Annotated in this window: 13 protein-coding genes; 7 read left to right on the top strand and 6 right to left on the bottom strand. The window is 60.7% G+C overall.

Translation table 11 applies throughout. The features are described 5' to 3' along the window. The first annotated feature begins 355 nt into the window (after positions 1-355). From BZ163_RS29100 to rlmF, 5 genes are all read left to right on the top strand, one after another. Complete coding sequence (locus BZ163_RS29100) at positions 356-1846, top strand: leucyl aminopeptidase (RefSeq protein WP_128873786.1); 1491 nt, start codon at positions 356-358, stop codon at positions 1844-1846. A 149-nt stretch (positions 1847-1995) separates the two neighbouring features. Further along, the gene (locus BZ163_RS29095) at positions 1996-2424 is read left to right on the top strand and encodes a DNA polymerase III subunit chi (RefSeq protein ID WP_128873785.1); all 429 of its coding nucleotides are present in this window, start codon (positions 1996-1998) and stop codon (positions 2422-2424) included. Between the two features lie 8 nt (positions 2425-2432). Then, entirely contained in the window at positions 2433-2816 is a 384-nt protein-coding gene (locus BZ163_RS29090; protein WP_128873784.1) for a DNA polymerase III subunit chi, read from the top strand. A 223-nt stretch (positions 2817-3039) separates the two neighbouring features. Continuing rightward, positions 3040-5886: a valine--tRNA ligase gene (locus BZ163_RS29085; RefSeq protein WP_128873783.1), complete on the top strand. Its 2847-nt coding sequence runs from the start codon at positions 3040-3042 to the stop codon at positions 5884-5886. A 238-nt stretch (positions 5887-6124) separates the two neighbouring features. Next, the gene (gene rlmF, locus BZ163_RS29080; protein ID WP_128873782.1) at positions 6125-7147 is read left to right on the top strand and encodes a 23S rRNA (adenine(1618)-N(6))-methyltransferase RlmF; all 1023 of its coding nucleotides are present in this window, start codon (positions 6125-6127) and stop codon (positions 7145-7147) included. Between the two features lie 191 nt (positions 7148-7338). Here rlmF and BZ163_RS29075 read toward each other — a convergent pair whose 3' ends face one another. Continuing rightward, positions 7339-7620 (bottom strand): HU family DNA-binding protein, encoded by a 282-nt coding sequence (locus BZ163_RS29075; RefSeq protein WP_007905514.1) that lies wholly within the window; start codon positions 7618-7620, stop codon positions 7339-7341. 394 nt (positions 7621-8014) lie between these two features. Here BZ163_RS29075 and yejK point away from each other — a divergent pair, with 394 nt between their 5' ends. Together yejK and BZ163_RS29065 are read left to right on the top strand one after the other, a co-directional pair. Continuing rightward, positions 8015-9019 carry a nucleoid-associated protein YejK gene (yejK, locus tag BZ163_RS29070; protein WP_128873781.1) on the top strand — a complete coding sequence of 335 codons (1005 nt, stop codon included), beginning with the start codon at positions 8015-8017 and terminating at the stop codon, positions 9017-9019. After that, the gene (locus BZ163_RS29065; protein ID WP_128873780.1) at positions 9019-9369 is read left to right on the top strand and encodes a glutaredoxin family protein; all 351 of its coding nucleotides are present in this window, start codon (positions 9019-9021) and stop codon (positions 9367-9369) included. The genes yejK and BZ163_RS29065 overlap by 1 nt, the downstream gene beginning before the upstream one ends. A gap of 148 nt (positions 9370-9517) precedes the next feature. Here BZ163_RS29065 and BZ163_RS29060 read toward each other — a convergent pair whose 3' ends face one another. From BZ163_RS29060 to BZ163_RS29040, 5 genes are all read right to left on the bottom strand, one after another. Beyond that, positions 9518-10453 (bottom strand): glutathione S-transferase family protein, encoded by a 936-nt coding sequence (locus BZ163_RS29060; protein ID WP_128873779.1) that lies wholly within the window; start codon positions 10451-10453, stop codon positions 9518-9520. Positions 10454-10655: 202 nt separating this feature from the next. Then, positions 10656-10964 carry a GIY-YIG nuclease family protein gene (locus BZ163_RS29055; RefSeq protein WP_128873778.1) on the bottom strand — a complete coding sequence of 103 codons (309 nt, stop codon included), beginning with the start codon at positions 10962-10964 and terminating at the stop codon, positions 10656-10658. Positions 10965-11004: 40 nt separating this feature from the next. Continuing rightward, positions 11005-11475 (bottom strand): nuclear transport factor 2 family protein, encoded by a 471-nt coding sequence (locus BZ163_RS29050; RefSeq protein ID WP_128873777.1) that lies wholly within the window; start codon positions 11473-11475, stop codon positions 11005-11007. 113 nt (positions 11476-11588) lie between these two features. Then, positions 11589-12905: a CynX/NimT family MFS transporter gene (locus BZ163_RS29045; RefSeq protein ID WP_128873776.1), complete on the bottom strand. Its 1317-nt coding sequence runs from the start codon at positions 12903-12905 to the stop codon at positions 11589-11591. After that, positions 12895-13554 (bottom strand): FadR/GntR family transcriptional regulator, encoded by a 660-nt coding sequence (locus tag BZ163_RS29040; RefSeq protein WP_128873775.1) that lies wholly within the window; start codon positions 13552-13554, stop codon positions 12895-12897. The genes BZ163_RS29045 and BZ163_RS29040 overlap by 11 nt, the downstream gene beginning before the upstream one ends. Positions 13555-13818: the final 264 nt, after the last annotated feature.

The raw sequence follows: 13818 nt of genomic DNA, 5'->3' as shown, positions 1-13818 counted from the left end.
CGATGAATTCCTTATCGGCGCTTCGGGTAGAAAGGGCGGGACGAGAAGTCTCCCACGGTCCGTACTGGTCAGAGTCGGAATCGAGCTTTTAGTCCCGCCCACCCCTTCAAGTCTAAACATACAAGCGAGCTCGCTCGCGATGGACGTCAACGATAACGCAGGTAGCCTGATCCCCCCCAGCGGCCTCGGGTTTTTCGCGAGCAAGCTCGCTCCTACAATCGTAAGGCCAAGGGTTGTCAGGCGCGGGCAGCGAGGTTCAAACTGCGGCCTTTGTCGCAGACCGCGTCTTGCGTCTTTCTATTTATAAGCAAGTTCATACGCTTGCGTTGTTGACCATTCATTCAGGGACCCGGACATGGAACTGGTTGTAAAAAGCGTTAACCCAGAAACGTTGAAGACCGCCACGCTGGTAGTCGCCGTTGGCGAAGGCCGCAAGCTTGGCGCTACTGCTCGCCTGCTCGACGAACTGAGCGGTGGCGCCATCAGCGCGGTGCTCAAGCGCGGCGACCTGGCCGGCAAGGTCGGCCAGAGCCTGTTGCTGCACAGCCTGCCGAACCTCAAGGCCGAACGCGTGCTGCTGGTGGGCGTGGGCAAGGACGAAGAGCTGGGCGACCGCCCGTTCCGCAAGATCATCGCCGGCATCCTCAATACCCTTAAAGGCCTGGGCGGCAGCGATGCCGTGCTGGCCCTGGACGAAGTCGCGGTCAAAGGCCGTGACAGCTACGGCAAGACCCGCCTGCTGGCCGAAACCCTGGTGGACGGCGAATACTCCTTCGATCAGTTCAAGAGCCAGAAAGCCGAGCCTCGCACCCTGAAGAAAGTCACCCTGGTGACCATCAAGGCAGCCCAGGCCGAAGTCGAGCGCGCCGTGGCCCATGCCACCGCCATCGCCAATGGCATGGCGTTTACCCGCGACCTGGGCAACCTGCCGCCGAACATCTGCCACCCGACCTTCCTCGGCGAACAAGCCAAGAACCTGGGCAAGGAATTCAAGAGCCTGAAAGTCGAAGTCCTCGATGAGAAGAAGATCAAGGACCTGGGCATGGGCTCGTTCTACGCCGTCGGCCAGGGCAGTGCCCAGCCACCGCGCCTGATCGTCATGCAGTACAACGGCGGCAAGAAATCCGAGAAGCCGTACGCACTGGTCGGCAAAGGCATCACCTTCGACACCGGCGGCATCAGCCTGAAACCAGGCGCCGGCATGGATGAAATGAAGTACGACATGGGCGGCGCCGCCAGCGTCTTCGGCACCCTGCGAGCCGTGCTCGAACTGAAACTGCCGATCAACCTGGTGTGCATCCTGGCCTGCGCCGAGAACATGCCGAGCGGCAACGCTGCGCGCCCTGGCGATATCGTCACCACCATGAGCGGCCAGACCGTGGAAATCCTCAACACCGACGCCGAAGGCCGCCTGGTGCTGTGCGACGCCCTGACCTACTCCGAGCGCTTCAAGCCGCAAGCGGTCATCGACATCGCCACCCTGACCGGCGCTTGCGTCGTCGCACTGGGCTCCCATACCTCGGGCCTGCTGGGCAACAACGACGAACTGATCGGCCAACTGTTGAGCGCCGGCCAGTCCGCCGACGACCGCGCCTGGCAACTGCCGTTGTTCGATGAGTACCAGGAACAGCTGGACAGCCCGTTCGCCGACATCGCCAACATTGGCGGCCCGAAAGCCGGCACCATCACCGCGGCCTGCTTCCTGTCGCGCTTCACCAAGAACCTGAACTGGGCGCACCTGGACATCGCCGGCACGGCGTGGACCAGTGGCGGCAAGGACAAGGGCGCCACTGGCCGTCCGGTTCCACTGCTGACCCAATACCTGCTGGACCGCGCCAAAGCCTAAATATCGCTCACTGACCACTGTAGGAGCGAGCTTGCTCGCGAAAAACTCAAGATCGCCGCGATTAACCTGGTTTCCCGCGTAATCGTTGACGACCTTCGCGAGCAAGCTCGCTCCTACAGATTCCGCGGAAGTTGATTCCAGGAACCGCAATGACCAAAGTCGACTTCTACATCCTGCCCAGCGCCGATCCGTCGGCGCGGCTGGATTTCGCCTGCAAGCTCACCGAGAAAGCCTGGCGCATGGGCCACCGCATCTACCTGCATTGCAGCGATGCCGCCCAGCGTGACGATCTCGATGCGCGCCTGTGGGCCTTCAAGGGCGAAAGCTTCGTGCCTCATGGTCCCGCCGAAAGCGAGCCCGAGGGGGTGATCGTGCTCGGCCTTGGCGATGACTGCGGTCTGCACCAGGATCTGCTGGTCAACCTCGACTTGAAAATCCCGACCTTCGCCGGGCAATTCGCCCGCGTGGCGGAAGTGGTGGTTGAAGATCCGACAATTCGTCAGGCCGCGCGGGAGAGTTTCCGCTTCTACCGCGAACAGGGCTATCCTCTGCAAGATCACCGTCTACAGCGACTCTGAGCATTCCGATGGACACTCCAAAACAGCAACAGTCCGCGCACCTGCTGGACGACCTCGAGTCGATCCGGCAACTGCTCGGCGACGACAACCTGCAACCGCCCCTGCTGACCGATACGGTCGAGGACGATGACCAGGAACAGATTCCGATGTTGTTCGATGCGGTCAGCGCCTCCCAGCCTACAGCCGAACCGACGCCACCCACCCCTGCCGCCGAGCCTTCACCTGCGGCCGATAAAGGCCCGGACGCCCTGCTGCATCTGGACGGAGAACTGCGCTCCGCCGCCATGCTGATCATGCAAGACGTGATCGACGACTTCGCCCCGCACATCGAAACCGAAATCAAACGCCGGCTCGCTGCGCGGATGGATCGGCTGCTCAGCCAGTACGAATAGACACCACCATTCCAATGTGGGAGCGGGCTTGCTCGCGAAGAGGCAGTAACATGCAACATTTGTGTTGGATGACAGGCTGCCTTCGCGAGCAAGCCCGGCTCCCACATTGTTTTTGTGCAATGGCTGATAGTCAGCTCATCCCGCGATCAACTCGCCCTCTGCCCCATGCCCCGCTATACTTGCCGGCTTTTCCTGAATAAATGCCAATAGGGTCCCGCCGCGCATGGATAAGACCTACCAGCCGCACGCCATTGAAACTTCCTGGTACAACACCTGGGAGTCAGAGAATTACTTCGCCCCGCAAGGCGCGGGCGAGTCCTACACCATCATGATCCCGCCGCCGAACGTCACCGGCAGCCTGCACATGGGTCACGGCTTCAATAACGCGATCATGGACGCCCTGATCCGTTTCCGCCGCATGCAGGGTCGCAACACCCTGTGGCAGCCGGGCACCGACCATGCCGGTATCGCCACGCAAATGCTGGTGGAGCGTCAACTCGAAGCCCAGGGCCAGAATCGCCATGATCTGGGTCGCGAAAAATTCCTCGAGAAAGTCTGGGAGTGGAAGGATCAGTCCGGCGGCAACATCAGCCGTCAGATCCGCCGTCTCGGCTCGTCCGTGGACTGGAGCCGCGAGCGCTTCACCATGGACGACGGCCTCTCGGAAGCGGTGAAAGAAGCGTTCGTGCGCCTGCACGAAGACGGCCTGATCTATCGCGGCAAGCGCCTGGTCAACTGGGACACCAAGCTGCACACGGCGATTTCCGACCTCGAAGTGGAAAACCACGACGAGAAAGGCTTCCTGTGGAACCTGAAGTACCCGCTGGCCGACGGCGCCAAGACCGCTGAAGGCAACGATTACCTGATCGTCGCGACCACTCGCCCGGAAACCATGCTCGGCGACGCCGCCGTCGCCGTGAACCCGAACGATGAACGCTACAAAGCCCTGATCGGCCAATTTGTCGAGCTGCCGCTGGTCGGCCGCCGCATCCCGATCATTGCCGACGATTACTGCGACCCCGAATTCGGCACCGGCTGCGTGAAAATCACCCCGGCCCACGATTTCAACGACTACGAAGTCGGCAAGCGCCACAACCTGCCGCTGCTGAACATCTTCGACAAGAACGCCGCTGTGTTGCCCGCCTGCCAGGTGTTCAACCTCGATGGCACGCTGAACGAAAGCATCGACGGCAAGATCCCGGCCGAATACGCCGGCCTGGACCGCTTCGAAGCGCGCAAGCAGATCGTTGCTGCATTCGACGCCGCCGGCCTGCTGGTCAGCGTCGACGATCACGGTCTGAAAGTACCCAAGGGCGACCGCTCCGGCACCATCATCGAGCCGTGGCTGACCGACCAGTGGTACGTGTCGACCAAGCCATTGGCCGAGCCTGCGATTGCTGCCGTTGAAGACGGCCGTATCCAGTTCGTGCCCAAGCAGTACGAAAACATGTACTTCTCGTGGATGCGCGACATCCAGGATTGGTGCATCAGCCGTCAGTTGTGGTGGGGCCACCGGATCCCGGCCTGGTACGACGAGTCGGGCAAGGTCTACGTCGGTCGCGACGAAGCCGAAGTACGTGCCAAGCACAACCTCGGCCCGGACGTTGCGCTGCAACAGGACAATGACGTTCTCGACACCTGGTTCAGTTCGGGGCTGTGGACCTTCTCCACCCTCGGCTGGCCCGAGCAGACCGAATTCCTGAAGAAATTCCACTCCACCGACGTGCTGGTGACTGGCTTCGACATCATTTTCTTCTGGGTTGCCCGGATGATCATGCTCACCATGCACCTGGTGAAAAATGAAGACGGCACGCCACAGGTTCCGTTCAAGACCGTTTATGTGCACGGTCTGGTACGTGACGGCCAGGGCCAGAAGATGTCCAAGTCCAAGGGCAACGTCCTGGACCCGCTGGACATCATCGACGGTATCGAGCTGGAAGAACTGGTGCAGAAGCGCACCTCCGGCATGATGCAGCCGAAGCTGGCGAAGAAGATCGAGAAGCAGACCCGCGACGAGTTCGCCGACGGCATCGCCAGCTACGGCACCGACGCCCTGCGCTTTACCTTCTGCTCGCTGGCGTCCACCGGTCGCGACATCAAGTTCGACATGGGCCGCGTCGAAGGCTATCGCAACTTCTGCAACAAGATCTGGAACGCCGCGCGCTATGTGCTGGACAAGGGCGAAGACTGCGGCCAGAACGGCGAAGCCTTTGAGCTGTCGCTGGCCGATCGCTGGATCATCTCGCAGCTGCAACGCACCGAAGCCGAAGTGACCCGTCAGCTCGACCAGTTCCGCTTCGACCTGGCGGCGCAAGCCTTGTACGAGTTCATCTGGAACCAGTATTGCGACTGGTACCTGGAACTGTCCAAGCCTGTGCTGTGGGACGAAAACGCGCCGGTCGAACGTCAGCGCGGTACGCGTCGCACGCTGGTTCGGGTGCTGGAAGTCGCGCTGCGCCTGGCACACCCGTTCATGCCGTTCATCACCGAAGAAATCTGGCAGCGCATCGCGCCGCTGGCTGGCATCGAAGGCAAGACGATCATGCTGCAACCTTGGCCAGTGGCCAATGAAGAGCGCATCGATCAGGGCGCCGAAGATGACATCGAATGGCTGAAGACGCTGATGCTCGGCACGCGCAACATTCGCGCCGAGATGAACATCGGTCCGGGCAAGCCGCTGAACCTGTTCCTGAAAAACGTCAGCGCCGAAGATCAGCGTCGTCTCACCGAGAACGAAGCCTTGCTGAAAAAGCTGGCCCGCCTGGAGTCGATCACCGTATTGGCGGCCGGCGAAGAAGCACCATTGTCCGCCACCGCGCTGGTGGGCGAGATGGAAGTGCTGGTGCCAATGGCCGGCTTGATCGACAAGGCCGCCGAGCTGGCACGCCTGGACAAGGAAATCCTGCGCCTGCAGGGCGAAGTCCAGCGGGTGGGCGGCAAACTGTCCAACGCCGGTTTCGTCGACAAGGCTCCGGCCGAAGTCATCGACAAGGAACGCGCCAAACTGGCTGAAGCCGAACAGGCTTTGGGCAAATTGGCCGAGCAGCATGCGCGGATTGCCAGCCTGTAACGGCGAATCGCACTGAAAAAGGGAGGCCAGATGGCCTCCCTTTTTCATGCCCGCCAAACACCAAAACCCGCTTTCTGTAGGAGCGAGGCTTGCCCGCGAAGGCGCGACCCGGTCAAACAGACATACCGCGTTATCGTTCTTCGCGGGCAAGCCTCGCTCCTACGGGGGATCCCCCGCGCGGCCATTGTCTGTGGGACAATACCCGCCACTTTTAGCCATACCCGAATCGACCACGCCCATGAACGCCCCCCGCACACCCCGCCCTGCGCGCAAGAAGCCCGAATCCGCGACCCCGGCCAAAGCCGTGGAACCACGCGAGAAGGCCAGCCTGCACCCGCGCAACCGCCACCAGGGTCGCTACGACTTCCCGGCGCTGATCAAAACCACGCCGGAACTGGCGCAGTTCGTGATCATCAATCCGTATGGCAAGGAAAGCATCGACTTCGCCAGCCCCGACGCGGTGCGGGTGTTCAACCGGGCGCTGCTCAAGTCGTTCTACGGCATTGCCCATTGGGACATCCCGGCCGATTACCTCTGCCCGCCGGTCCCGGGCCGTGCCGATTACGTGCACTTCCTGGCCGACCTGCTGGCCAGCGTCAATGATGGCGAGATCCCTCGGGGTGCGCCGGTCAAGGTGCTCGATATCGGCATGGGCGCCAACTGCGTCTATCCGTTGATCGGCTACAGCGATTACCGCTGGCACTTCCTCGGTTCGGAAATCGACCCGACGGCCGTGGCCGCTGCCAAAGCCATCGTGCAGTCCAACGGGCTGAACAAAGCCATCCAGTTGCGCCAGCAGAGTAATCCCAAGCACATCCTGCTGGGCCTGCTCGAACCCGGCGAACGCTTCGACCTGACCATGTGCAACCCGCCGTTCCACGCGTCGATGGATGAGGCCACCAAGGGCAGCGAGCGTAAATGGCGCGCGCTGGGCCGGGCCGACCCGAAACGCAAACTGCCGGTGCTGAACTTTGGCGGTCAGTCGGCTGAATTGTGGTGTGAAGGTGGCGAAGCACGCTTCGTGACGCAACTGATCGCCGAAAGCGCGCATTTTCAACACAAGGTGCTGTGGTTCAGCACCCTGGTGTCGAAGGCCTCCAACCTGCCGGTGATCCAGACCGCGCTGAAAAAGGCTGGCGTACTGGAAAGCCAGGTGGTGGAAATGTCCCAGGGGCAGAAGCAGAGCCGCTTCGTCGCCTGGACCTTCCAGACCAAGTCCGAGCAGCAGACCTGGCGCGAACGCTGGGTTCGCAAGGGCTAACGCAGGTCAACTGTGGGAGCGGGCTTGCTCGCGAAAGCGGTGTGTCAGTCACTATATAATCGACTGATACACCGCCTTCGCGAGCAAGCCCGCTCCCACATTGGTTTTGCGGTGTTCTTGGCATTCGCCAAATCGCAGACACAAAAAAACCGTGCCCCGGATTGCTCCGTCGCACGGTTTTTTAACAAATCTTACTTGTTGACAGCGTCGGTCAGGCCTTTGGCCACAACCAGCTTGATCACTTTCTTGGCAGCGATTTCGATGGCAGCGCCAGTCGAAGGGTTACGGCCAGTACGGGCAGGACGCTCGGTCACTTTCAGCTTGCCGATACCTGGCAGAGTGATTTCGCCGCCGTTTTCCAGCTGATCGGCAACGATTTGGCCCAGTTGGTCCAGAGCGTTACGCGCGGTGGTTTTTGGCGCGTCGATAGCTTCAGCGATGTCGGCGATCAGTTGGTCTTTAGTAAGAGCCATGTAGTGTTCCTTCCCTATCAAATTCATATGGATTGCAGAGTGCAGTGTCAGCCATCGAGCCCGATCTTCTGGATCTGGCACCCTCGGCCAATAACCACGGGATCGGGGTTATAGATACCGAAATCAGGGTTTGGTTCGACCTGACAAATGCTGAATGCACGCTTAACGCAGTGACTTCGCGCAAGACCGGGCAAAACTAGCACAGAGACGGGGAAATATCCGCCTCTTGCTACCCAATTGGTCAGCTTTATTACACTAAAACTGTAAAAAACCGCATAAGCACCGTCGCGAGGGCTGGAATTGCCCTTCGTGCCGCGCCATAACCAGTGGTTGCGGTACACTGAGCGCTTTTTCGGGGAGCACGCCCTCCTCTCTTCAATCAGCCGAGAAGCCCATGCCGATCCGTCATTGCATCGTCCACCTGATCGACAAAAAACCCGACGGCACACCTGCAGTTCTCCATGCCCGCGACGAAGCACTGCCCGAGTCGAGCGCCATCGAGAACATGCTTGCCGACCTCAACGAGAGCTACAACGCCAAACAAGGCAAGGCCTGGGGTTTGTTCCATGCCGAGTCCGGGGCACATCCTTTCAGCGGCTGGCTGAAGGAATACCTCGATGGCGGCAAGGATTTCACGGCGTTCAGCCGGGTGGCGGTGGAACATCTGCAGAAGCTGATGGAAGAGTCCAACCTCTCTGTGGGCGGCCACGTGCTGTTTGCGCATTACCAGCAAGGCATGACCGATTACCTGGCGATCGCCTTGCTGCACCACAGTGAAGGCGTCGCAGTGACCGAACAGCTGGACGTGACACCGTCGCGGCACCTGGACCTGGGTCAGTTGCACCTGGCGGCGCGGATCAACGTCTCCGAGTGGCAGAACAACAAGCAATCCAGGCAGTACATTTCGTTTATCAAAGGCAAGAACGGGAAAAAGGTTTCGGAGTATTTCCGCGACTTCATCGGCTGCCAGGAAGGCGTCGACGGTCCGGGCGAAACCCGCACCTTGCTCAAGGCCTTCAGCGACTTCGTCGAAAGCGAAGACCTGCCGGAAGAGTCCGCCCGCGAGAAGACCAAGACCCTGGTCGACTACGCCAGCAGCCAGGCCAAAATGGGCGAACCCATGGGCCTGGAAGAGCTCTCGGAGCTGATCGACGAAGAACGGCCGAAAGCCTTCTACGATCACATTCGCAACAAGGACTACGGCCTGTCACCGGAGATACCGGCGGATAAACGCACCCTGAACCAGTTCCGCCGCTTCACGGGCCGTGCCGAAGGCCTGTCGATCAGCTTCGAAGCGCACCTGCTGGGCTCGAAGATCGAATATGACGAAGAAGCCGGCACGCTGATCATCAAAGGCCTGCCCACCCAACTCACCGACCAGCTCAAGCGACGCAACTGATGCTGACCGGGGTCCTGAAAAAATGCCTGCTGATCCTGTTGGTGGTTGTGGTCTATCAGCACTGGGGCAAGATCGAGCGGCTGTTCAACCCGTCACAAGTGGTATCCGAGCAAACTCAGGCCAAGGCCAACGTCGTACTCTACGCCACCGAATGGTGTGGTTACTGCAAACTGGCCCGACGCTTTCTTGATCAGAAAGGCATTCCATACAAGGAATTCGATATCGAGAAGGATGCCGAGGCGCGCAAGGCCTATGAGGCGTTGGGTGGCGGCGGGATTCCGATCCTCGATGTGAACGGGACGTTGATTCGCGGGTATGACCCGGACGCCATTCTCGCCGCCTTGAAATAACCCTCAAGAACGACACGTAACCCTGTAGGAGCTGGCTTGCCAGCGAAGGCGTCGTGTCAGGCGACACAGTGGGTGTCTGACCCACCGCTTTCGCTGGCAAGCCAGGTCCTACAGGGGGCCGTGTATCACCGGGGATCCGTGTTGGCGCTTATTGCGCTTCGATACGGAATCCAAACCGCGGAAAGTGCACATGCACTACGCCGCCACGTTCGTCTTCGCGCCGCACGATCAACTCTTCGCAGCCCGCAAACATCAACTCACCGGCCACCGGGTCAACCCCGTAATCGGTTGCGGCAATCACTACCTGCTGGCCTGCCTCGAACCCGTTTGGCTCATCGAACTGCTCATCCGGCAACGCCGCCGGCGTGGCATTGCGCGCAACCTCCAACGCCTCCCCGGACGTCATCTCGCTGAACGCGCCATGACCGAAGCCCGTTACGCGCCCCAACCACGCCGAAACCGCCGGATACGCGTCAACCCACGCAGAGGTAATCGCCGTCGCCTTGAGGAACCACAACGAATGCGCCAGGGCAAAGTCGGCGATCGAGGGCTCGCCCAACAGGAAGTCGCCCTGCTCGCGCTGAAGCTGTTGCTCCAGGCGTGCCATGATCGTTGGCCATTGATGCCGGGCCTGCTCGGCCGACAGGCGTGTGGCGCTGCCACCGCTGAACAACCCGGCGCGGTCGGCAATGAACGCCTTGATCGCTTCCGGCGGCATAGAGCCGAAGCGTACGGCGATCGATTCCGGTTGAAACACCAGGCTGACCGCATGCTGGAATACCACCGAATCCGCCCAGGCCGCGAATGTCGCAGCGATCATTTCCTGACCTTCCGGAAAGAACGCCGGCAAGGCTTTTTCCTGTTCCAGACGACGGGCGATCAGGGCCGTGTCGCAATAAACATCAGCGCCGATCTGCAACACCGGCGTCTTGCGATAGCCGCCGGTCAACGCCGTCAGATCGGGTTTTGGCATCACCGGCGAAATCTTCACCGAGCGCCAGGACAGCCCCTTGAAGCCCAACAGCAAGCGGGCCTTTTCGGAAAAAGGGGACGTCGGGTAATGATGAAGAATCAACTCGGACATGCTCGGCTCCGCCGCACGGGTAAGGAGTCCGCAGCTTAGCGCGCAATCCACACGCAGCCCACCCATCTGCCTGATGGGAACTCATCAGTCAGATTGATAACCTGTAGGCGCTGGCTTTTCGGATCGCCGCACCGCAACGAAGGCGGTGTGTCAGTCACCGTCAATGTTGGATGGAATATCGCCTTCGCTGGCAAGCCAGCTCCTACAGGGGTGCGCGTGCTTCACTAGCCACCAGGCATTCCTTGGCGCTTTTTTTCAGTTTTTTGATCAGCCGCTCCTGCCGCAGGGCGTCGCTTTTGTCGCGGCAGACTTCGGTGTACACCAATGCCACGGCCGGGCTGGACAGGAAAAACCGCGCACCTTTGCCACGCTGGTGGGTGGCAAAGCGGCGGACCGGGTCGTCGCTGACCCCGCAGTAAAGCGATCCGTTGGCCGCGCGCACGAGGTAAACGAACCAGGATTTGCTCACCGGGATATCGGCGTCGACAGGATTTTCGCTGTGGCTGGTCATGTAACGATCAAGGCTGGCAAGTAAACAAGCGCTGATCTTATCAGCGACTGGCCTGGAATGCCTTCAGCCCCTTCAAGGCCTGAGCGCGGACGGCGTTGCGCACCGCGGGTGTCCAGCCCAGCAACAGCCCCTTGAAACCCAGCGCCTGTCGGGACCAGGCCCACAGATCGAAACTGTCGTGATGCTCGCAAATCTTGCCGTCGCGAAACACGAAACGCGCCTGAATGTCATTGACCACGGTGTTGCCGGTCTGGCTGAACAGGTAGGTCGCCACCCAGTGCGCACCGCCGGTGCGTTCATCACTGCGCACGTTATCGAATGTCAGGGAGAAATCCCTGGCCCGCGTGGTGAGCATGCGCCACATGTCACCGGCATCGCGGCCGCGCAGTTCACCGAACGCCGGATCACTGAACACCACGTCATCGCTGTAGCAGGCGCTCATGGCCTCGGCATCGAGCCGCTGGAAGGCTTGGTAGAACTGGGTGATCAATGCGTTATGGGCATCACTCATGGGCAGGCTCCCCGGGTTTGCAGGATGACAACGAAAGATTGCCTGCACGATAGTCTGCCAATGGGCGGAACACTATCGGCATTCGTGGGCCGAATACCGAGAGTGCGGGGTCGTCAGACCTTTTCGCTGACCGCCTGAACGTACAACGAACGCCCGGCACCGAGGCCGGCAATGATCGCGCCGAGGCCGATGACCCCGAAAATCCAGCCCAGGGCCGTCCAGCCACCAGTCCAGTCATGCACGATGCCGACCGCGAACGGTCCCATGGATGCCAGGGTGTAACCGAAGCCCTGGGCCATGCTCGACAGGTTGGCCGCGACATGGGCATCCCGCGAACGCAACACGATCAGGGTCAAGGCCAGGCTGAACGTAGCGCCCTGCCCCAGACCCAGCAGGATCGCCCAGCCCCACAAGCCGTCGATCGGTGCATAAAGGCAACCGAACAAACCGCCGAGGGTCATTGCCATGACGATCACGATCGCCAGCCGCTGATCCTTGCCGCGTGTTGCCAGCCAAGGTGCTGCCAGCGAGCTGATCAACTGGATAATCACCGAACCCGACAACACCAGACCGGCCTGGGTTGGCGTCAGGCCGCGCCCGATCAGAATCGACGGCAGCCAGCCAAACACGATGTAGGCCAAAGACGATTGCAGGCCCATGTACAAGGTCACTTGCCAGGCCAACGGATCACGCAACAGCCCTCGGACCCGATAGGCAGCATGATGCGCGCCGTGTTGCTGACCGACTTGCGGCAGCCAGAAAATCGCCGCGACCAACGCTGGAACTACCCAGAAGCCGAGGCCAAGGGCCCAGCTTTTGTCGAAATGTTCGCTCAAGGGCACGGTCGCGCCTGCCGCCATGGCCGCGCCCAGACACAGGGCCATGGTGTAGACGCCGGTCATGGTGCCGGCTTGTTTCGGGAAGTCGCGTTTGACGATGCCGGGCAGCAGCACGCCGATCACCCCGATGCTGGCGCCGGCCAGCACGCTGCCGGCGAATAGGCCGACCTCACCGAAAGAGCTGCGCAAAATGATCCCGCCGGCCAGCATCAGAAGAATCCCCAACACCACTCGCTCGGCACCAAAACGTCGTGCCAGCACCGGCGCCAGTGGGGCGAACAACCCGAGGCAAAGGACCGGCAAGGTCGTCAGCAAACCGGCCTGGGCAGCCGATAACCCCAGCGTCTTCGAGATCTCGCTGAGCATCGGCGCCATGCTCGACAACGCTGGACGTAGATTCAGCGCCACCAGAATCAGGCCGAGCAATAATAACCACGGCCGCCGCAGGACAGGGTGGGCTTGCTGAACCTGTTCGTCATCGGCCTCGGCGTCGATCAACAGCTCTTCGAGCTCCGCCGTACGCTTGAGCTCCGTGATGCTGCTGTTGCTGGCCTGCTGGGTGGACATGGGTTTCTCGGTTTCAAGGTTCATTGATCAACTGCCTCGACAGGGCTTTGGCCCGTTCCGGGTCGCGTTGCTCGACGGCATCGAGCAGTTCGACATGAAGGTCGAACACCGCTTGGCGTCGGGGTGAGATGTTCAGGGTCTGGCGCAACTGCGCGCCGACGATGCTGGAAAAATAACGATACAACTCGCTGAGGGTCGGGTTGTGCGCCGCATCCACCAGACGCCGGTGGAACACCAGATCGCAGGCGATGTAGGTATCGAGATCACCGTGGTAGTGACTGCCGCTGACGCCCAACGCTTCGCGCAATGCCACCAGGTCTTCATCGGTGCGGCGCAACGCCGCCAGGCCAATGGCTTCGACTTCCAGGATGTGCCGGGTCTCCCGCGCCTGCTCATGGGAGCAGCGGGACAGGGCTTTCATGGTGTCCAGGGGGTCAATGACTGCCCGCAGATAGCTGCCGTCGCCCTGGCGGATCTCGATCAAACCGGAAAACGCCAACACACGCATGGCTTCACGCACGGTGTTGCGGCTGATACCCAGCTCGGCAGACAGCTCAGGTTCGGTGGGCAGGCGCTGGCCGATGGTCCAGGTGCCTGCATTGATGCGCTGGCGCAACTGGTCCAGCGCCTGATCGACGAGGGATCGTTTGATTAATGGAGACATGTCTGACATGGAATTCGCCCTTTCATCCAATCATAGGATGAATTTTCTGACATGGTAGTCAGCTTTATCCACGAGGGCAACCCGACGTTTCACAACCCCCGGTAGGAGCTGGCTTGCCAGCGAAAGCGGTGTGTCAGGCATAGTTAATGCTGAATGGAACATCGCCTTCGCTGGCAAGCCAGCTCCTACAGGGTTTGCGTCAACAAAGGCAGCGTGTTTCTGCGGGCAAAAATAAACCCGGAACAGGTCCGGGTTTATTTCACTCTCAGGCGT

Source organism: Pseudomonas sp. VI4.1, from assembly GCF_002029345.1.
Classification (GTDB): domain Bacteria; phylum Pseudomonadota; class Gammaproteobacteria; order Pseudomonadales; family Pseudomonadaceae; genus Aquipseudomonas.
Note: the sequence above shows the minus strand (reverse complement) of the source record. Positions and strands in the feature narration are given on the sequence as shown.

Excerpts from the sequence above, each read along its gene's own strand:
- BZ163_RS29100 (WP_128873786.1), top strand. The coding sequence starts at position 356 with ATGGAACTGGTTGTAAAAAGCGTTAACCCAGAAACGTTGAAGACCGCC.
- BZ163_RS29095 (WP_128873785.1), top strand. The coding sequence starts at position 1,996 with ATGACCAAAGTCGACTTCTACATCCTGCCCAGCGCCGATCCGTCGGCG.
- BZ163_RS29090 (WP_128873784.1), top strand. The coding sequence starts at position 2,433 with ATGGACACTCCAAAACAGCAACAGTCCGCGCACCTGCTGGACGACCTC.
- BZ163_RS29085 (WP_128873783.1), top strand. The coding sequence starts at position 3,040 with ATGGATAAGACCTACCAGCCGCACGCCATTGAAACTTCCTGGTACAAC.
- rlmF (WP_128873782.1), top strand. The coding sequence starts at position 6,125 with ATGAACGCCCCCCGCACACCCCGCCCTGCGCGCAAGAAGCCCGAATCC.
- BZ163_RS29075 (WP_007905514.1), bottom strand. The coding sequence starts at position 7,620 with ATGGCTCTTACTAAAGACCAACTGATCGCCGACATCGCTGAAGCTATC.
- yejK (WP_128873781.1), top strand. The coding sequence starts at position 8,015 with ATGCCGATCCGTCATTGCATCGTCCACCTGATCGACAAAAAACCCGAC.
- BZ163_RS29065 (WP_128873780.1), top strand. The coding sequence starts at position 9,019 with ATGCTGACCGGGGTCCTGAAAAAATGCCTGCTGATCCTGTTGGTGGTT.
- BZ163_RS29060 (WP_128873779.1), bottom strand. The coding sequence starts at position 10,453 with ATGTCCGAGTTGATTCTTCATCATTACCCGACGTCCCCTTTTTCCGAA.
- BZ163_RS29055 (WP_128873778.1), bottom strand. The coding sequence starts at position 10,964 with ATGACCAGCCACAGCGAAAATCCTGTCGACGCCGATATCCCGGTGAGC.
- BZ163_RS29050 (WP_128873777.1), bottom strand. The coding sequence starts at position 11,475 with ATGAGTGATGCCCATAACGCATTGATCACCCAGTTCTACCAAGCCTTC.
- BZ163_RS29045 (WP_128873776.1), bottom strand. The coding sequence starts at position 12,905 with ATGAACCTTGAAACCGAGAAACCCATGTCCACCCAGCAGGCCAGCAAC.
- BZ163_RS29040 (WP_128873775.1), bottom strand. The coding sequence starts at position 13,554 with ATGTCAGACATGTCTCCATTAATCAAACGATCCCTCGTCGATCAGGCG.